Source organism: Kitasatospora sp. NPDC059812 (genome assembly GCF_042732075.1).
Classification (GTDB): Bacteria; Actinomycetota; Actinomycetes; order Streptomycetales; family Streptomycetaceae; genus Kitasatospora.
The window spans coordinates 3,743-20,708 of record NZ_JBHWIO010000125.1; the positions used below are offsets into that span (position 1 = coordinate 3,743).

The following is a 16,966-nucleotide window of genomic DNA, read 5'->3' on the forward strand; positions in this document are numbered from 1 at the left end:
TGCTGGGGGGTCTCCCTGCTCTGGCCGGCGGACCGCCCTCCCCCCCCCTCCCCCCCCCGCTCTCTCTGTTTTTGTCTTCCCTCCCCACCCCCCCCCGTGCCCGGCGGGCCGGGCAGGGCGGACGGTACCGGCCATGAGCCTGATCCAGGAGAAGTCCGTCCATGACCACGCCGCCGCCCGCGACCACACCGCCGCCCGCGACGGCCGGCCGCCGGCCCCGCCGATCGGTACGAGCCGCCGGGGCCCGTTCACGCTGCTGCGGCTGCTGACCGCCGCGGGCGGGCCCCGGTACGCGGCCGCGCTGGTGGTGGACGCGGTGGGCTCCGGCCTGCTGCGGCCGTTCCTGCTGCTGTACGGGATCGGGGTGCTGCACCTGGGCGCGGCGGCGGCGGGGCTGGCGATGTCGGCGGGGATGGTGGCGGGCCTGCTGGTGATGCCGCTGACCGGCCGGTGGATCGACCGCGGCGCCCGGACCCTCCCGGCGGCGGCCACCTTGGCGGTGCGGGCGGCGGGCGCGCTGGCGCTGCTGGTCGCGGACGGCCTGCCGGGGTTCGTGGCGGCGTCGGTGCTGATCGGGGTGGGCAGCCAGTCCTGGCCGACCACGCACGCGGCGGTGGTCAGCACGCTGACCGAGGGCCGGCTGCGGGACGCCGCGCTGGCGGCCGGGCGGTCGCTGCGCAACGCGGGGCTGGGCGCGGGGGCGCTGCTGGCCACGCTGGTGGTGACCGGCGGGGCGGGCGCGATCCGGGTGCTGGCCGGGGCGACGGGCGCGGCCTGCCTGGCCGCCGCCGCGCTGGTGCTGTCGCTGCGGGTGCGCGCGCCACACCGGGCCGCCGACCGGGCGGTGGACGTGCGGGAGCAGGGCGAGTCGCTGCGGCGGATCAGCCTGCTGAGCCTCGCCAACCTGCCGTACGCGTTCTGCTTCGACGTGCTGGAGGTGGCGCTGCCGGCGCTGCTGGTGCTGCACCTGCACGCCTCCCCGGCGTGGTCGTCGGGAGTGTTCGTGGGCAACACCGTGCTGGTGGTCGCGCTGCAGCTGGTGCTGGTGCTGCGGCTCGCGGACCGTTCGCGGCGGGCCGTGCTGGCCGCCTCGGGGGTGACGCTGGCCCTGGCCTACCTGGGGTACTGGGCGGTCGGGTCGCTGGGCGGCACGGCGGGCGCGGCGGGCGCCGCGGCGGTCTCGGTGGTGTTCACGCTGGGCGAGATCCTCTACACCGGTGCGGGGACGGCCCTGGTGACGGCCGCCGCCCCACCACACCTGCTGGGGCGGGCGCTGGCACGCTGGGAGCTCTCCTCGGGCGTGGGCCGGGCGGCGGCGCCGGCGACGCTGATGGCGCTGCTGGCGGCCGGTCCGGGGGTGCTGTGGCCGGTGCTGGCCGGGGCGACGCTGCTGGGGGCGCTGGCGGTGCTGCGACTGGCCCCGAGGACGTGAGCCCCCCGGCGCGGGTCGGATCGGGCCCGCTCCCGCCCCCGCCCCTCCTCCGGATGCGGAGCGCACCCGCAAGGCCGATGCTGGCGGCGAGGCGTGCCCGGCAGGAGGAAGGACAACAGACCCATGAGTGCTCTCGACTTCGAGATCATCGACAGCCCCGACAGCTCGCTCAACAAGACCTCCGTCCTGGTCACCGGCCCGCAGGACGCCCTGCTGGTGGACGCCGGGTTCACCCGCTCCGACGGCCGCCGGCTGGTGGAGCGGATCCGCGCCGCCGGCAAGCGGCTGGCCGCGGTCTTCGTCAGCCACGGGGACCCGGACTTCTACTTCGGCGCCCAGGAGGTCCAGGACGCCTTCCCGGAGGCACGGTTCCTGGCCACCGCCTCCACCGTCGAGCACATCCAGGAGACGTTCGAGGGCAAGCTCAAGGCCTGGGCCCACCTCGGCCCCGAGCTGCCCACCCGGCTGGTCCGCCCCGAGGTGCTGCACGGGGACGAACTCGTCTTCGAGGGGCACCGGTTCGAGCTGCGCGGCGCCGACTTCCACCTGCCCGACCGGCACTACCTCTGGCAGCACCACCACCACGCCGTACTCGGCGGCGTGCTGCTCTTCGAGGGCCTGCACGTGTGGACGGCCGACACCCCCGAACAGGCCCAACGCGCCGCCTGGATCGACCTGTTGGACGGGATCGAGGCGCTCGAACCGCAGTTCGTCGCGGCCGGCCACCGCACCGCCGGCGCGGCCACCGACCTCACCTCCGTCCGCCACACCCGGGACTACCTGCGCGCCTTCGAGACCGAGATCGGCCGGGCCCCGGACGCGACCGCCGCGAAGGAGGCGCTGGAACGGCGCTTCCCCGACCTGGGGCTGAAGATCGCCGTCGACCTCGGCACCAAGGTCGCCATGGGCGAGATGGCCTGGGGCTGAGCGACGATGATCGAGATCCCGAGGGACACCGCCTCGTTCGCCGAGTCCTCCGCCCCGGCCGACGTGGTCCGCCGCCAGTACCTGGCCTCCGCCCACGGCGACCTGGCCGCCCTGCGCGCCACGCTCGCCGACGACGTGGAGTGGACCGAGATGGCCGGCTTCCCGCTGGCCGGCACCTACCGCACCCCGAAGGGCGTCACCGCCAACGTCATGGAGCGCCTGGCCGCCGCCTGGGAGAACTGGACGGCGCACGACGACACCTACGTGGTCGACGGCGAGAACGTGGTGGTGCTGGCCCGCTACACGGCCGTGCACAAGGCCACCGGAAAGCCGCTCGCGGTGCGGGTCGCCCACCACTTCACGGTGCGTGGCGGCCGGATCGTCCGCTTCGAACAGTTCGCCGACACCGCGCTGGTCCGGGAGGCGATGACCCCGTAGCGAGCCCCGTAGCGGATTTCTTGACCGCCCCCGTAGCGGTTCGCGCACCGGTTCGCGCACCGGTGCGCGTTCACCCGTACGGGGGAGCGCGGCGCGGCGCGCCCGGCACGGCCTCGACACGCCACCCGGACGGCGGCAGGCTGGCCCCTGATTCCGGCCGGAGAGCGAGGAGTTCAGCATGGGCACGGGCACGGCGGGAACAGCGGGAACGGCGGAGGGCGGCGGGCGCGAGCGGCCGATCGTGATCGTCGGGGCGTCCCTGGGCGGCGCGAAGGCCGCCCAGGCGCTGCGCGAGGCCGGGTACCGGGGCGGCATCGTCCTGATCGGCGACGAACACGAGCGCCCGTACGAGCGGCCGCCGCTGTCGAAGGGGTACCTGCTCGGCAAGACGCCCCGGGAGAAGATCTACGTCCACCCGCCGCAGTGGTACGGGGAGCAGGACGTCACGCTGCGGCTGGGCACGGCGGTGGCCGCGATCGACCCGGCCGGACACACCGTGACGCTCACCGACGACGGCCAGGTCAAGTACGCCAAACTGCTGCTCACCACCGGCTCGACCCCACGCCGGCTGCCGGTGCCGGGCGCGGACCAGGACGGCGTGCTCTACCTGCGCCGGGTCGAGGACAGCGACCGGATCAAGGCCGCGCTGCGCCCCGGCGCCCGGGTCGCGGTGATCGGCGCGGGCTGGATCGGCTTGGAGGTGGCGGCAGCGGCCCGGGAGGCCGGCGCCGAGGTGACGGTGCTGGAGGCCGCCGAACTGCCGCTGCTGCGGGTGCTGGGCCGGGAGGTGGCGCAGGTCTTCGCCGATCTGCACCGCGACCACGGCGTCCAGCTGCGGTTCGGCGTCGAGGTCACCGAACTGACCGGCTCCGGCGGCACGGTGAGCGGCGTGCGGCTGGGCGACGGCACCACGGTGCCGGCCGACGCAGTGGTGGTCGGCATCGGCATCACCCCGGCGACCGGCCTGGCCGAGGCCGCCGGGCTGGAGATCGACAACGGCATCAAGACCGACCAGCAGCTGCGCACTTCGGACCCGGACGTCTACGCGGCCGGCGACGTCGCCAACGCCTACCACCCGCTGTTCGACACGCACCTGCGGGTCGAACACTGGGCCAACGCCGTCAACCAGCCGCAGACCGCCGCCCGCGCGATGCTCGGGCACCCGGACGCGGTGTACGACCGGATCCCGTACTTCTTCAGCGACCAGTACGACGTTGGCCTGGAGTACGTCGGCTACGTCGAACCGGACGGCTACGACCAGGTGGTGTTCCGCGGCGACCCTGCCACCCGGGAGTTCATCGCCTTCTGGCTGGCCGCCGGCCGGGTCCTGGCGGGCATGAACGTCAACGTCTGGGACGTCACCGACCCGATCCGCGAACTCGTGCGCTCCGGCCGGACGGTGGACCCGAAGGCCCTGGCCGACCCGGACACCCCGCTCGGCAAGATCTGACACAGGGACGAACACCCGTCGTCCGCACGACCACGCGGATCGTCCGCCTCTGACCCCCCCCAACGCAACGATGCCCCTCCCCGTTTCGGGGAGGGGCATCTGAAGTCAGTCCCTCAGCACTGGGGGAGGCCGTTGCTGCCTCGCGCGTGCCACAGGTCATAGTTGTCGACATATGCGCCATACACATAGTCGTGGAAATCCTGCCCACCAATGGCGGAGCCGGAGTGGTAGTACTCGCTGGTGATGTAGTACCACACGTTGCCCTGGTGGGCGATGTCCTCGCCAGTCGTCCAGCAGTAGACGTTTACCTGATCCCCGGGGGCAAGGTCCTGCTTGACGTCGTCCTTGTTGTTCGTCCAGGGCGTCCAGTACAGGCCGGCGTGGTGGCTGGTGTTCAGGGTGACCCAGCGGTCCCCGGAAGCCGCATGGGCGGGTCCGGTCGTCAGCGCGAGCCCGCCGACGGCCAGGGCGCCGGCCACGGCAGTCCGCACCACACGTTGCCTCAGGTTCCGTTTCATTCTGGTCCCCCCGTGAAGATCGGTGCCGACGCCGCTGATGCCACCAGCCTCAACGCTGAGCTTGGCAGCTTGCCCGCCATCCGACAACGGCCAGTTCCCGCCAGCCCAGACCCGTTACGGCAAACGCACCTTGCTCACGTCACTCCAGGCCAGGTAAACCACCTGACCCTGAACGCAAAGAAGCCCCTCCCCCAGATCGGGGAGGGCGCCTTTCGTGTTTCAGGCCGGCTACCAGCCCACCACGGAGAATGGTTCGCCTTTCAGATACCGGCTGATCCCGGCCTCGTTGTAGGGCTGGGTGTTCTCCGGAAGATCGTTGAGTGGGTACCACCCGACACCGGCGCACTTGTGGGGTTCGGCGTTGTACGGTTCGCCGTTCCACTCGGAGGCGGCGAGGAACCAGCCGACGCGCGCCTCTCCCTCTGGGTTGCGGTAGTGCATGACATGGACAACCCGAACGGCCTCTCGGTGAACTTCCACGCCCACCTCCTCTCGGGCTTCGCGGATCGCTGCCGAGATCACGTCCTCGTCCACGTCGACCTTCCCGCTGGGGAGATTGAGCAGGCCGTCGCTGTAGCCGGTGTTGGCTCGTTCGGCCAGCAGGACGAGGCCGTTCCGTTCGAGGATGATCATGGCGTCGTTGATCGGACGTTGGGGCTGCACCAGGTCCTCCGAAGGTGTGTCGTAGGAGGACGATAGGCCACCTCAGTGGACGCTGATGCCCAGGAGGTGGAGGTGCTTGGCGATCCACTCGACGCGGGCCTGGGTGGTGAGGCCCTGCGGGAGGTCGAAGATCGGCACGTTGGTGGCCCGGATCGCCTCGTAGACGGCCGTCTCGGCGGCACTCTGGAGATCAAGCACCTTGCCACGGAACTGGTCGCCGCCGACCTCCTGGTCGTAGTGGTCGCGGCAATGGACCACGGCGGAGTACGTGATGGGCATCCAGGCCTTACAGAGAGACTCCATCGAGCGAAGGACTGCACGCACCTGCGGGTCATCCTGGTCAAGGACGATCCGGGCGTAGGCCAGGACATTGGCCGGGGTCTTGTCGGTGATCAGGAGACTGTGGTTTCGCGCCGTACGCATGGTGGTGGTGAGCTGGGCAGCGAAGGTGTCGAGTTCGACAGTGAGGTCGAATTCGCCTTTTCCGTGAAGAACGATCTCCTCCATGAAGGGGCTCACTCGCGCGGGTTCCCCCGTGGCTGCGACGTTGACGCCCTGCTCGCGGTAGTACGCCGCGAGGGCGTGGACCAGAGTGGTTTTTCCAGCCGCAGCGGTTCCCTCGACGGCTACGACCTTGCACTCGCGGATTGGCATGGTTCCCCCAACAGGTCTTGGAAGGTTCGGGATTGGAGCCAGCCCCAACCGTCGGCGTGGGCGGCGATCATGCGGTTCACGTTGAGCCCGACCTCGCCCCAACCGCCGAGGCCAGCCGCAGACACGGCAACGAGGGCGGTGGAGAGGGAGTGCCTGAGGTTAAGGACGCTGACCCGCTCACGAGCCTCGATGTCGTTCTTCTCCAGCCACCGACGGTGCAAGCTGGTCATCGAGGTACTGCGTAGTTCCGGCTGAGTGACGTCAAGGCCAAGTTCGGTGCAGACGTCGACCAGCCGCCGGGAGGTCCCGTCGAGCAGATGGCCGGCGTCGTACCGGGTGTCGATGATCCGAGGGCCTTCATCCTTGGGGGTGCGACGGGTTGACCAAGCGGCTCGGGCACTGTCGAGAGCCGGTTCAGCGTTTTCTCGGTTGGCGACCAACACGGCTAGGTCGGAACATAGTTGGTGCCCAGTGATGAGGTCGGCGTCCGCGAATGTTCGGGCGATGGTGTCGGCCGCGGAGACTACGAGTTCCCCAGTCTCACCAGCGTCCTCGACGTACATGCTGACGTACCCGAAGGAGAGTTGAGCAAGGTCAGCCACAGGGTCCGTGGTCGGGACATCAAGCACGGCAAGCGAGAAACAGAACGCCCTATTCCCGTTCTTGATCCGGTAGTTCTTGGTCCACTCGACGTCGAGCGAGGCCACCCGACACGTTCGAGAGTTCTTGCGCGGCAAGTGTCGCGGATCGAAGAGGTTGTTGACCGTGATCACGTTGCTCCTAGCGGTGCGGGCCCGGCCCTTCGCGGGCCGAGCCCACGGTATGCCCTGGATCAGTCCTGTCGTTCATCCGGAGCGAGTACCAGGGGGAACGCGTCCCAGGCAACCAGGCCAAGCGGTTTGGTCGCGTCGAACACCCCGGTCCACTCCAGCCGTTGGGCTTGGTGGCCGGCCAGGAGTGCAACGGCGAGGGCAGACATGACCCCTGCCGCACCGATGTGTTGGGTGTGCCAGTCCCGGCCCGTCGCCCGCCCGGCCGAGGACCAGAGCTCTTCGTATGCCTGCTGGAGGGCCACCGGTGACCGGTACCGCCAGAGTTCCCGGCCGAAGTCGAGGCGGTTAGCCGTGAGCGCGTTGTCGAGTTGCATGCCGGAGTCGGCAGTGTCGACCAACAAAGCCGTACCGCGTTCGCGGCGGGGCCGGTCAGCCCACGCTTCACCCACAGCGTCGATACCGGCGCGCGGAGCCGTCAGCGGGGGACGAAGGGCGTGGAGGTCATCCGGAAAGGAGTGCCACCCGATGATCTCGGCCTCGCGGCGCGCCTGGACGAGCACGCTGTCCACGAAGGCCGGTATGTCGGACCGGTCACCGTTCGGTTCCACGGCGACACTGCGATACCCGAAGTGCAGGGTATCGGAGGCGATCTCGCGGCTTGCGGTCCGGTGTACGGGGATGAACACGGCAGCGGCACCGATCGGAACGACCTCACTGCCGTCGTCGGCCCACTGAATGCTCATCCCGGTGAGGAGCCGCACCTTTCGGGCGACGGGACGCATGTCGGCCGCGTAGGGCGTCTTGGGCCATGCCAGGTTGGAGAACTCACGCAGCACTTCCGCCTCCCCCGTGGCCGATCGCGCGGATCGAGGCCCCGAGGTACTTCCGGTAGTGGTTCTCCTTGAAGCGGTATCGCTTCCAGATCTCCTGAATCGGCTCCTCCAGTACGTTGCCGATGGGCTCGAACAGGTCTTTCGAGTCGTACACCGGCCAGGCGTTGGCCTTGCCGGTGGGCTCCACCACGATCATGTGGCCTTCGTTCTCCGGCGTCCACGTGGTGAGCCGAAGCGCGGGACTCCACTGGTAGGTGGAGCGAAGTTCGCCGAGCCGGCCAAACGCCTCGCTGGCCTCGCCATCGGTGATGAACTCATTCGCGTCCAGGTTGAGGGCATTGCCCTTCCTGAGCGGCATGATCAGCTTGACCTTGCCCGCGTTGAGAACGTCGGCGATCTGCACCGTGAACGGCAGCGCCGCCAGGGTCGAGCGGTAGACGACTGCGGACAGGGAGATCGGAATACCCTCGTCCTGGAGTGCGCGAACGCCGGGCATGACCTTGTCGTAGTCCCCGCGTACCCGGTTGGTGATCCCTCGCGGACCTTCCAGGCCGATGTTCGCGAACGCGACCTTCCCCGCAATCCGCTTCGCGTGCTGGAGGCCGTGGGTGGCGTTCGTCGGTACGGCCAGGACGAAGTTATCGTCCGCAAACATGTCCACGATCTCACCGAAGTCGCGGCGCATGAGCGGTTCACCGCCGGACAGAAAGATCCGCTTGGTCCCCTTGAGGTGGTCCCTCATGGTCTCCAGCTGCGTCAGCTTCGGGTCCGGCAGCTGGAGGACTTCCGAGCAGAACGAGCAGTCGAAGTCACAGCGCTTCGTGACCTGGAGGATTGCGGACAGGGGTTCGGTGGACCGTTGGGCGAGTTCCTGGATGTCGGTTCCCGGTGCGGCCGTGAAGTGGTGGCCGCGGGCGGCGAAGGCGAGTCCGTCGCCCATCGACAGGTCGCTGCGGGGCGGTACGGCCGGCAGGCCGAGGTCAGTCATGGTCTTCCTCCCTGAACTGATCTATGAATTAAGCCGATTTGTTTCATTCACGATGGATGTCACACGTCGCCGACCGGACGGAGGCACCCGTGAGCCAGCGACGTGCTGCCCGGCCCCCACAGAGCCGGCTCCCGCCCCCGGGGTCACCGGGGGCGGGAGTTTCAGGCCCGCCCTGGTTGTCCGTCCGTGACGTGTAACGGCTCCAGGGCGGGGGTTCCGGCCGGAGGATCAGGACTCCACCGGCCGGTGATCAAGGGGGACGGCCGCTCCCCGCCAGAAGGGGGGTGACTGGCGGGGAGCGGTGTGGCTCGACGAGGGCCCGGCACCAACACGCCCTCGGAGCCGACCGGCAGGGAAGTAGGCCCGCCGGTACTCACCCGTCCGCGGCCGTCTTTCGCGGACGGGCGTTGAACCCCGTCGTCGCAGAGGATGAGCGCTCACGCTGCGACGACGGGAGCCTGTCAGTCCGGCGGGTCCGGTTCCCACCCGCACCACACGCCGGCCGGGGTGACCGCCATCCACTCGCGCCCGCCGCCCGGCGCGCGCTGCGGCCGGGCGACCAGTTCGGCCTTGAGCCCCATACGAACTCGGATCGCGGCCAGCCCCTCAGGGGTACATCGAAGAGGGCGTTGCGCGGCGGCGATGCCCGCCAAGACGCCCGTTGCGGCGACCAGTTCGACGGTCACGAGAGCGGCCGGCGGTGAGGGTTGCACCCGGATCCGGGCGCGATCTCCCGGGGGTCGCACCGTCGCAGCTGGTCGGGCTTGGTCGTCCACTCCTGTCCCCCGCCGATCGGCCTCAGGAAGGCCGCCCCGCAGAGGATCTCCATGAAGACCCCCTCCTTCGGCTTGCCGTCGGCGTCACGGTGCTTCAGGTCCTGCACCACCTCGTTGCGAACGAAGTCGGGCAGCGCGGATTTCGGATCTTCGAACATGAGGGTCTCCGTAGCGCTTCGCACTTGGCGTCTCACTTGCTGTAGCCATGGTGGCGCGCCTGCCCCTACGATCGGAAGCGGATCTGAAACTTGAAGCGACTACTCGGCAGGTTGGTGAAGCATGGTGAACCGCAAGGAGCTTGATCCGACGTCAGGCCCGTGGGCACCTTTCGGAGTACAACTCCGCAGGTCGCGCGAGGCAGCTGGGATGACCCAGGCCAAACTGGCAAAGCTTGTTGGGGTTGACCCCTCCTACGTCTCCTACGCTGAACTTGCCCCGCCGGATCGGACACCGCCAAGTGAAGCTTTTGCCCGCGACGTTGATCGGGTGCTTGATACGGGTGGCACCCTGCTCCTCATGTGGCTTCAAGCCAAGCACTCGGCACTGTTGGATGGCTTCCCCGAGTTCGCGACCCAGGAGCAGAACGCCGCTGAGATAAGGATCTACGAAGCGGGTATCGTGCCGGGCCTGTTCCAAATCGAGGCGTACGCGAGGGCGTTGGCGGTCGGTGATGTTCGAAGAGGCGCGATCACGCAGGACCAGGCGGACGAGCGGGTCACGTTCCTGCTCGCGAGGCAGGAGCTGGTGAGGCGAAAGCGACCCCCACTCGTACACGCAGTACTCGACGAGAGCTGCCTGCGGCGCATCATCGGAGGGCGAGATGTGATGCAGGCGCAACTTACCCACCTGGAGACGCTGTACGCCGTGAACAACGTCATCCTTCAAGTTGCGCCGTTTGCGCTGGGGGAAGACCGGCCGTTCGCCTTACCGATGGTGCTCCTTACCCTCCCGGATCAGTCCTTCCTGGGCTATTCGGAGTCTGAGGGTCGCAGCCACCTGGAACGAGATACTGAGAGGCTGTCCACCTGGAGGAAACAGTACGATCGCCTTCAGGTGGGAGCGCTGGCCGAGACAGCGACTCTCGAATGGATGCGCGCTGCTCGGAAGGGGATCGAATGTCCGACATCAACTTGCTCGCTGCCCAGTGGGTGAAGTCGAGTTTCAGCCAGCAAGGCGGCAACTGCATCGAGGTGGCTCCCGGCTTCCCCGGTGTGATGCCCGTCCGCGACTCCAAGGACCCTGAGGGACCTACCCTCATGTTCCCGGCCGATGCCTGGTCGCCCTTCGTCGCCGCCGTCCGTTCCGGCGAGTTCGGCGACGTCTGACATACGCGCGCTGCCCTGAGACCCCGCCACCCCTTTCCGGAGTGGCGGGGTCTCCTGGCTGACCGCTCCCTGATGCCGTACACCGAGAGCGCCCGACAAGGGAACTTGGAGCGGACAACGGCGCTGTACAGCCCATGCTCACGACCTACTATCAACTACAGGCCCGAGCAATGTCGCAGGATGCATCCGCGGCCCTGATCAGCCAACTGAGAGAGGATCTACCGTGACCGCCAAGCCTCAGTGGTTCAAGTCTTCGTACAGCAGCAACGGCGGCGAGTGCGTCGAGGTAGCCGGGAACCTGGTCGCAGAGGGTGCCGTTCCCGTCCGCGACTCCAAGGACCCCGAGGGGCCTGCTCTCATGTTCCCGGCCTCGGCTTGGTCGTCCTTCGTTGCCGCCGTCCGCTCCGGCGAGTTCGGCGACGTCTGACATACGCGCGCTGCTCTGAGGGCCCCGCCACCACTTTCCCGGAGTGGCGGAGCCCCTCCGTGGACTGGGCGGTTCCGGGCATCAGGAGCGCCTGCGGTCGGCACTACTGGGGTGTTCAGAGGCGATTCGGACAGGAAGGCACGGTGGGCGGGACGACCGGATTCGCCGTGGTGGTGTTCGTTCGAGAAGCTTGAGCAGCAGTACGAGCGGGGGAACGTTGTCCTTCAGGTGGCGCCGTTCAGCATGGGCGAGCATCGCCCATTCGTCTCACCTGTGCGGCTGCTCACGCTCCCCGACGGCTCCCTCTTTGGCTACTCCGAGTCGGAGGGTCGAGGGCACGTGGAGCGAGACGACGTCAGGCTACTTGACTGGCGCAGACGATACGATCGCCTACAGGTTGGAGCGCTGGCGGAGTTGGCGACTCTCGAATTGATACGTGCTGCTTGGAAGGACTCTCATGGCTGACACCGATTTGACGACGGCGTCGTGGGTGAAGTCGAGCTACAGCCAACAAGGTGGGGACTGCCTTGAGGTTGCGCCAGGCTTTCTTGACTCCCTGCCCGTCCGTGACTCCAAAGACCCCGAGGGCCCTGCCCTGATCTTCCCGGCTGACGCCTGGCGGTCCTTCGTCTCCGCTGTCCGTACCGGCGAGTTCGGCGACGTCTGACGTACGCGCGCTGCCCTGAGACCCCGCCATCCCTTTCCGGAGTGGCGGGGTCTCTTGGCTGACCGCTACCTGCCGAAGATGTTGAAAGCGCGCCCGGCTCGGGCAGCCGGAGCAAGATCTTCAAGAGGCTTCCAGGGATCCGGCCAATGACTTCAGGTCAGGTCCGCTCGCGGCTCGCGATCTCGTCAGCGAGCTGCTGCACGTGGGCGGGGTCCGCGTCCCGGGCAAGGGCGACGTAGTGGTCCATGACGGCCGGCCGGTAGCGCACGGGGAACGTCTGTCCCGGGGCGAGTCGGGTGAGCTCGGTGATCGTGAGGTTTTCGTCCGCGATACCGCGGAACGAGATGCCGCTGGCGGTCTCCACGTCGAGCATCAGGACCACGCGTGGATTGCTGTTGACCTCCCGCCAGTCGACGAGAACGCCGAGCGCAAGCGCCCCCGTACGCAGTTCCGCATTGCGCTTCCGTGCATCACTGCTCAGCAACGGGTTCGGGGCGACGCCCGGGAAGTCGGGCCCGACACCGAGCGATTCCCGACTCAGGTCGGGCCTGAGCTGCGCCATCATGTCGTTGAGCTTCTTCCGCGAACCGAACATCCTGGCCCCTCCCTCACACCGGTGCCGGAATCTCGGCCTGGCGCTTCGCCTTCACTGCGATTGTACGTCGCGGCCATTCCCGGCCTCCGGCGCATCGCCCCGTCCCGGTGTTGTCCCCGTCCGCGATTCCAAGGACCCCGAGGGCCCGGCCCTTGCCTTCTCCCCCGATGGCTTCGCGGCCTTCGTTGCCGCCGTCCGTACCGGCGAGTTCGGCGAGGTCTGACGTACGCGCGCCGCCCTGAGGGCCCCGTCACGCCTTTTCCGGAGTGGCGGGGCTCCGCCGTGAACTGGGCGGGTTCCAGGCGTCAGGAGTGCCTGCGGTCGGCAATACTGGGGTGTCCGGGGGCGATTCGGACAGGGAGGTGCGGTGGGCGGGACGGCCGGATTCGCCGTGGTGGTGTTCGGCGGCCTGGGCGGCGTGGTCGCCTACCTCGCCGGGGTGGTCGGGCTGCGCGACCTGCGGCGGCTGCGCCGGGTCGGCGTCCCGGCCCAGGCCCTGGTGCGCGCCCGCGTCCCCGCCCCGGAGGACCGCGCGCTGCCACCGCGCCCGCTGCTGCAGTTCGAGACCGAGGACGGCCGGGTGGTGGAGGTCTTCTCGCCCGTCCCGTCCACCCCACGCCACCCGCTGCCGGACGGCGGCCACGTGCAGGTCCGCTACGACCCGGCCGACCCCCGGCAGGTCCTGGTGGACGGCCGCGAACGCAGGCCCTTGGAGTACGGCTTCGTGGCGCTCGGGCTGCTGATGGTGCTGGCCGCGATCACGCTGGCGGTCGCCGTTCTGTGAGGCTGCCCGACGGTTGCGACGTTCATCAGAACCGAGTCGTGGGGCGGGCCCGGCGCCGTTGCCGGCTCAGGTGATGACGGTGGTGGCGGCCGTGGTGGCGATGGTGACGGCCGCGATGGCGGCCACGGCGGCCTGCATGTTCCGGATCGCCTGGCCGACGGACTCGCCCGCCCAGTCGCCCTCGGCGATCTCCGCGAAGCGCGGCTCGACCTGCTTGCGGGGCTGCTCCGGGAAGGCCACCTTGTACAGGCGGGCGGTATGCAGGAGGGCGATCAACGTGGCGGTGCGGACGTCCGGTTCGGCGCCGTCCAGGACCACGGCGGCCAGGCGTGCGCGCAGGGCGCGCTCGACGGAGCCGTCCGCCTCCGGGTAGCGGCGGACCGGGAAGAGGCCGAGGGCGCGGTGGCGCTCCTCGACGACCAGGCCGCGCTCGCACAGCCGCTGGACGGTGTCCCGGATCGCCGTCGGCTGGTCCTTGGCCAGCCACTCGGCCGGCTTGGCCTTTCCGGCGCCCTTGCGCTCCGCCCACTCGGCGAGCCGGTCGAGACGCCCGTCGAGCAGGGGCTCACCGGTCGGCGTGCGGTCGGTGACGGTCAGCCGACCGTCGTCCACCACGACCCGCCCGGCCAGCGCGAGGTCCGCGAGGAACCCGCCCGCCACCGCCCAGCCGGCGGTCGTACCCGCCTTCGCAGCACCGGACTTGTCGTCCAGCGACAACAGCATCAGCTCCTCGGCGAGGGTGACGTGCATGCTCCATTCCTTTCGCGGATCAGAGGCGATCACAGGCAACCGGCAACTACCAGCGGTACCCATCGGGCTCCCCCGCTTCCCCTGCCGTCCGGCGCGGCGGCTCGGCGGCGCGCCTTCGTGCCGCGCGCGGCGTGGTCGAGCCGATTCCGTGGCACCGCCGAAACACCGGCGCTCCGGCGGTTCGACCACGGTATTCCGGCGCTCCGTCACCGGCCGGAACAGCCGGGGCGAATATGACGCCCAGTCATCGGAAAGTCACGCATTTCCATGGTCGGCGCGCACCCGCGATATTCGCGGCCCGATTCCCACGGACGGACCCCCGTAGTCGGTTCGTCACGCCCCGCATTCGCTCCGTCCGGAATTCCACGCGCGAAACGCGGCCCGCGCGGGCCTTCCGGGCGGGCCTTCGGGCAGCCCTTCAGGCAGGGCTTCCGGGCGGGCCTTCCGGACGGGGCGCGGACACCCGGGCCGCCGGCCCGGCCTCGGCTAGACGTCGAGAGCGGCCTCGATGCGCTTGAGACCGTGCCGGGCGAGCGCAAGGTTGCCGCGCGAGCGGTCCAGCGCCAGGTAGAGGAAGAGCGAGCCGTGACTGCGGGTCAGCGGGCGGACCAGGTGGTACTGGGTGCCGAGGGTGATCAGGATGTCCTCGATGACATCGTCGATCGACAGCGCGGCCAGGGCGCGTATCTTCGCACGAACGACCTCGGTGTTGGCGGCGGCCGCAATCTCCAGGTCGAGCTGCTGCCCCCCGCCGAGGGACCCGAGTGACATACCGCTCTCGTAGTCGGCCACGGCCACTCCGATGGCCCCCTCGATGGCCATCGCGTCCTTGAGTGCGTCGTCAATGTTCATGCGCTGTTCGTCCTTTGCGTGACTTCCGGGCAGAACTCCCGTGTGCAGGAACAAAATAGCAAGAAGTCGCCGGTTGTGGTCGCCTCGTGAAAATGATGGAATAAAGTACGCTACCGGGGTTCAGAACGTGAAGGGGTACTGGTGCGCGCACTCGAAGCTTCTCTCTCCGATGTGCTCGGCTCCCCCGGAGTGGTCGGTGCCGCGCTCGTCGACGCCGTCACGGGTCTCAGCTACCAGTCCGCCGGGGACCACCGGCTGCTCGGGACCGGGGCCGAACTCGCCGAGCTGACCAACCTGATCGGCGAGCGGCTGTACGAGGCAGGGGCGGAGAGCGAGTTGGAGAGCCTGGTGGTCACCAGCACCCGTCATCACCAGGTCGTCCAGGTGGTGTCCCGGATGGGCGACCCCCTGCTGCTGGCCACCGTGCTGGACCGGGAACGGACCAACCTGGCGCTGGCCGTCCGCCAGACCGCCGACCGCGCGCAGGACTTGCTGGCATGACCGACCCGTCCCACGACACGGCGCCGCCCGCCATGCCCGCAGTTCCCACGACGCCGGCTCCGCCCACCGCGCGCAACGTGCCCGCGCTGCTGCTCGCGCTGCGCCGGACGGAGTTCACCGGCTCGGTCACCGTCTCCAGCGCACCGGGCGGCACGATCCACCTGGAGCAGGGTCTGGTCGCCGCGATCGAGACCCCCGGGGCCCCGACCGCCGCGACCCTGCTGCTGAAGTCCCGGCGCGTCGGCGAGGAGGAGTGGGCGTCCGCCGAGACGGCCGCGTCCGTCGGCCGGCCGGCCGACGCTCCCCCGACCTGGGGCGGCGACCTCGGCGCGGCCCTGGTGGCTCAGGGGTCGATCGGCGCCGCCGAGCTCGAAGCCGTCTGCGCCGCCGCCGCCTTCGACGGGGCCTTCGCCCTGGTGCTGAGCCCGCCCGGCAGTTGGGAGACGTCCGAGGCGGCGCCGCCTGCCAGGATCGCGCTGCGCCCGGGCATCGAGCCGGAGCGGCTCTTCGAGGAGACCGCCCGGCGGACGGCCCTGCTGACCCGCCTCTGGGGACCGCCCGGCGAACTGGCCCGCATCCGGATCCGTCCTGCCGCCCGGGCCGAATCCGGCGCGCTGCGGATCCCGGTCCGCTACCGGGAGATCCTGGCCGCCGCCACCGGCCGCCGCACCGCGCGCGACCTCGGCTTCGCCCTGGGGCGCGGTGTGTTCGCGGTGCTCCTCGACGTCGTACGGATGGACGCCCGGCACCTGCTCCACCGGGAACCGGCGCACCCCACTCCCCTGGCACCGAGCGTGGCCCCGCGCATGCCGACGGGCGAACCGCCGCCGGCCGGCACCGGGCCGCTGCCGCGCCGCGTCCGCAGCGGACGCGGCGCGGGTGGTCCGGGCGGCCCCGGCGGCCTGCCCGCCCGATCCGAGGGAGCGGCGGCCGCTTCCGAGGGTCCACCGAACGCACACCGCGCCGAGCACACCGCGCGTACCGAGACGACCCAGCAGAGTGAGAAGAGCGCACCATGAGCAGCCAGACACCGACCGCCGTGCTGGTCGACGAGTTGAAGTCCCTCCGCGACCGGGTCATGGGCATCTCGGAGAGTGTCATCTCCACCACTGACGGCCTGTTGGTGGCCGCCGACACGGCCGCCGTCCACCCCGAGTCGGCCGCCGCCCTGTCGGCCGCCATGCTCGGCCTTGGCCGGCGCACCGCGGCCGAGGTCGGCGTGGGCGGCCTGCGCGACGTGGTCACCCGCTGCAACAGCGGCTACGTCGTGGTGCTGGCGATCGGGGAGCAGGCGCTGCTGATGATCCTGGGAGACGAGGGCCTCGACGTCGCCGGCCTGCACCGCGAGTCGCCCGCCACGGTCCGCCGCCTGAGCGAGTTGCTCGGGATGGTCCCCGCGGTCTAGAAGCCTCTTGAAGATCTTGCTCTGGCTGCCCGACTCACCCCAGATTGCCGGTAAATGTCAATCAGGTCGAACTGGTACAAGCCGGGCGCGCTTTCAACATCTTCATCAGTCTTCTAGGGGCTCTCTTTCGGATCACGCCGGGCGCGCGACGCCGGAGCACGCACCTCGCCGCGTTGTCGTCGGTCGCCGATACTCCGCATGGACTCCC

Annotated in this window: 24 protein-coding genes and 1 pseudogene; 14 read left to right on the forward strand and 11 right to left on the reverse strand. The window is 69.7% G+C overall.

Translation table 11 applies throughout. The annotated features are described in order from the left end of the window. The first annotated feature begins 133 nt into the window (after positions 1-133). From ACFV6D_RS36270 to ACFV6D_RS36285, 4 genes are all read left to right on the forward strand, one after another. On the forward strand, positions 134-1,432 hold the full coding sequence (locus ACFV6D_RS36270) for an MFS transporter (protein ID WP_380563018.1): 1,299 nt from the start codon (positions 134-136) through the stop codon (positions 1,430-1,432). Positions 1,433-1,555: 123 nt separating this feature from the next. After that, on the forward strand, positions 1,556-2,359 hold the full coding sequence (locus tag ACFV6D_RS36275) for an MBL fold metallo-hydrolase (protein ID WP_063350526.1): 804 nt from the start codon (positions 1,556-1,558) through the stop codon (positions 2,357-2,359). 6 nt (positions 2,360-2,365) lie between these two features. After that, entirely contained in the window at positions 2,366-2,797 is a 432-nt protein-coding gene (locus tag ACFV6D_RS36280) for a nuclear transport factor 2 family protein (RefSeq protein ID WP_063350525.1), read from the forward strand. 178 nt (positions 2,798-2,975) lie between these two features. Further along, complete coding sequence (locus tag ACFV6D_RS36285) at positions 2,976-4,247, forward strand: NAD(P)/FAD-dependent oxidoreductase (protein WP_380428019.1); 1,272 nt, start codon at positions 2,976-2,978, stop codon at positions 4,245-4,247. A gap of 113 nt (positions 4,248-4,360) precedes the next feature. On the opposite strand, the gene ACFV6D_RS36290 is transcribed toward ACFV6D_RS36285, so the two are convergent. From ACFV6D_RS36290 to ACFV6D_RS36325, 8 genes are all read right to left on the reverse strand, one after another. Then, complete coding sequence (locus tag ACFV6D_RS36290; protein WP_380428017.1) at positions 4,361-4,726, reverse strand: hypothetical protein; 366 nt, start codon at positions 4,724-4,726, stop codon at positions 4,361-4,363. Between the two features lie 267 nt (positions 4,727-4,993). After that, positions 4,994-5,398, reverse strand: a complete 405-nt coding sequence (locus ACFV6D_RS36295; RefSeq protein WP_363373676.1) for an NUDIX domain-containing protein — start codon at positions 5,396-5,398, stop codon at positions 4,994-4,996. Between the two features lie 72 nt (positions 5,399-5,470). Further along, positions 5,471-6,082: an AAA family ATPase gene (locus tag ACFV6D_RS36300; RefSeq protein WP_380428015.1), complete on the reverse strand. Its 612-nt coding sequence runs from the start codon at positions 6,080-6,082 to the stop codon at positions 5,471-5,473. Further along, positions 6,055-6,855 carry a hypothetical protein gene (locus tag ACFV6D_RS36305; protein ID WP_380370059.1) on the reverse strand — a complete coding sequence of 267 codons (801 nt, stop codon included), beginning with the start codon at positions 6,853-6,855 and terminating at the stop codon, positions 6,055-6,057. The genes ACFV6D_RS36300 and ACFV6D_RS36305 overlap by 28 nt, the downstream gene beginning before the upstream one ends. Positions 6,856-6,914: 59 nt before the next feature. Beyond that, on the reverse strand, positions 6,915-7,691 hold the full coding sequence (locus tag ACFV6D_RS36310) for a hypothetical protein (RefSeq protein ID WP_380370061.1): 777 nt from the start codon (positions 7,689-7,691) through the stop codon (positions 6,915-6,917). Beyond that, positions 7,681-8,676: a radical SAM protein gene (locus ACFV6D_RS36315; protein ID WP_380370064.1), complete on the reverse strand. Its 996-nt coding sequence runs from the start codon at positions 8,674-8,676 to the stop codon at positions 7,681-7,683. The genes ACFV6D_RS36310 and ACFV6D_RS36315 overlap by 11 nt, the downstream gene beginning before the upstream one ends. 461 nt (positions 8,677-9,137) lie before the next feature. Beyond that, entirely contained in the window at positions 9,138-9,362 is a 225-nt protein-coding gene (locus ACFV6D_RS36320) for a hypothetical protein (RefSeq protein WP_380428013.1), read from the reverse strand. Next, the gene (locus ACFV6D_RS36325) at positions 9,359-9,610 is read right to left on the reverse strand and encodes a hypothetical protein (protein WP_380428011.1); all 252 of its coding nucleotides are present in this window, start codon (positions 9,608-9,610) and stop codon (positions 9,359-9,361) included. The genes ACFV6D_RS36320 and ACFV6D_RS36325 overlap by 4 nt, the downstream gene beginning before the upstream one ends. 121 nt (positions 9,611-9,731) lie before the next feature. Here ACFV6D_RS36325 and ACFV6D_RS36330 point away from each other — a divergent pair, with 121 nt between their 5' ends. The 5 genes from ACFV6D_RS36330 (at position 9,732) to ACFV6D_RS36350 (ending at position 11,871) form a co-directional block, all read left to right on the forward strand. Beyond that, the gene (locus tag ACFV6D_RS36330) at positions 9,732-10,604 is read left to right on the forward strand and encodes a Scr1 family TA system antitoxin-like transcriptional regulator (RefSeq protein WP_380428009.1); all 873 of its coding nucleotides are present in this window, start codon (positions 9,732-9,734) and stop codon (positions 10,602-10,604) included. After that, complete coding sequence (locus ACFV6D_RS36335; protein WP_380428007.1) at positions 10,568-10,777, forward strand: DUF397 domain-containing protein; 210 nt, start codon at positions 10,568-10,570, stop codon at positions 10,775-10,777. Before ACFV6D_RS36330 ends, ACFV6D_RS36335 begins: the two co-directional genes overlap by 37 nt. 223 nt (positions 10,778-11,000) lie before the next feature. Next, a complete protein-coding gene (locus ACFV6D_RS36340) occupies positions 11,001-11,204 on the forward strand; it encodes a DUF397 domain-containing protein (protein ID WP_380428005.1) in 204 nt (67 codons plus the stop codon). A gap of 111 nt (positions 11,205-11,315) precedes the next feature. After that, positions 11,316-11,669 carry a Scr1 family TA system antitoxin-like transcriptional regulator gene (locus ACFV6D_RS36345; protein WP_380428003.1) on the forward strand — a complete coding sequence of 118 codons (354 nt, stop codon included), beginning with the start codon at positions 11,316-11,318 and terminating at the stop codon, positions 11,667-11,669. Further along, positions 11,662-11,871, forward strand: coding sequence for a DUF397 domain-containing protein (locus tag ACFV6D_RS36350; protein WP_363373688.1), 210 nt, complete (start codon positions 11,662-11,664; stop codon positions 11,869-11,871). Before ACFV6D_RS36345 ends, ACFV6D_RS36350 begins: the two co-directional genes overlap by 8 nt. 157 nt (positions 11,872-12,028) lie before the next feature. On the opposite strand, the gene ACFV6D_RS36355 is transcribed toward ACFV6D_RS36350, so the two are convergent. Next, positions 12,029-12,466: a hypothetical protein gene (locus ACFV6D_RS36355; RefSeq protein WP_380428001.1), complete on the reverse strand. Its 438-nt coding sequence runs from the start codon at positions 12,464-12,466 to the stop codon at positions 12,029-12,031. Positions 12,467-12,572: 106 nt separating this feature from the next. Here ACFV6D_RS36355 and ACFV6D_RS36360 point away from each other — a divergent pair. After that, positions 12,573-12,689, forward strand: a pseudogene (locus ACFV6D_RS36360) (DUF397 domain-containing protein); the annotation flags it as partial. 144 nt (positions 12,690-12,833) lie between these two features. Then, the gene (locus ACFV6D_RS36365; protein ID WP_380370079.1) at positions 12,834-13,250 is read left to right on the forward strand and encodes a DUF3592 domain-containing protein; all 417 of its coding nucleotides are present in this window, start codon (positions 12,834-12,836) and stop codon (positions 13,248-13,250) included. A 66-nt stretch (positions 13,251-13,316) separates the two neighbouring features. On the opposite strand, the gene ACFV6D_RS36370 is transcribed toward ACFV6D_RS36365, so the two are convergent. Then, a complete protein-coding gene (locus ACFV6D_RS36370; RefSeq protein WP_063350520.1) occupies positions 13,317-14,000 on the reverse strand; it encodes a GPP34 family phosphoprotein in 684 nt (227 codons plus the stop codon). Positions 14,001-14,486: 486 nt separating this feature from the next. Continuing rightward, positions 14,487-14,852 carry a hypothetical protein gene (locus tag ACFV6D_RS36375; protein WP_380427999.1) on the reverse strand — a complete coding sequence of 122 codons (366 nt, stop codon included), beginning with the start codon at positions 14,850-14,852 and terminating at the stop codon, positions 14,487-14,489. Positions 14,853-14,993: 141 nt separating this feature from the next. On the opposite strand from ACFV6D_RS36375, the gene ACFV6D_RS36380 reads away from it, so the two are divergent. From ACFV6D_RS36380 to ACFV6D_RS36390, 3 genes are read left to right on the forward strand one after another with little or no spacing between them, the layout of a single operon-like run. Continuing rightward, a complete protein-coding gene (locus ACFV6D_RS36380; RefSeq protein ID WP_063350518.1) occupies positions 14,994-15,353 on the forward strand; it encodes a hypothetical protein in 360 nt (119 codons plus the stop codon). Continuing rightward, positions 15,350-16,372, forward strand: coding sequence for a hypothetical protein (locus ACFV6D_RS36385; protein WP_380427997.1), 1,023 nt, complete (start codon positions 15,350-15,352; stop codon positions 16,370-16,372). Before ACFV6D_RS36380 ends, ACFV6D_RS36385 begins: the two co-directional genes overlap by 4 nt. Then, complete coding sequence (locus ACFV6D_RS36390; RefSeq protein ID WP_063350516.1) at positions 16,369-16,758, forward strand: roadblock/LC7 domain-containing protein; 390 nt, start codon at positions 16,369-16,371, stop codon at positions 16,756-16,758. The genes ACFV6D_RS36385 and ACFV6D_RS36390 overlap by 4 nt, the downstream gene beginning before the upstream one ends. Positions 16,759-16,966 lie beyond the last annotated feature (208 nt).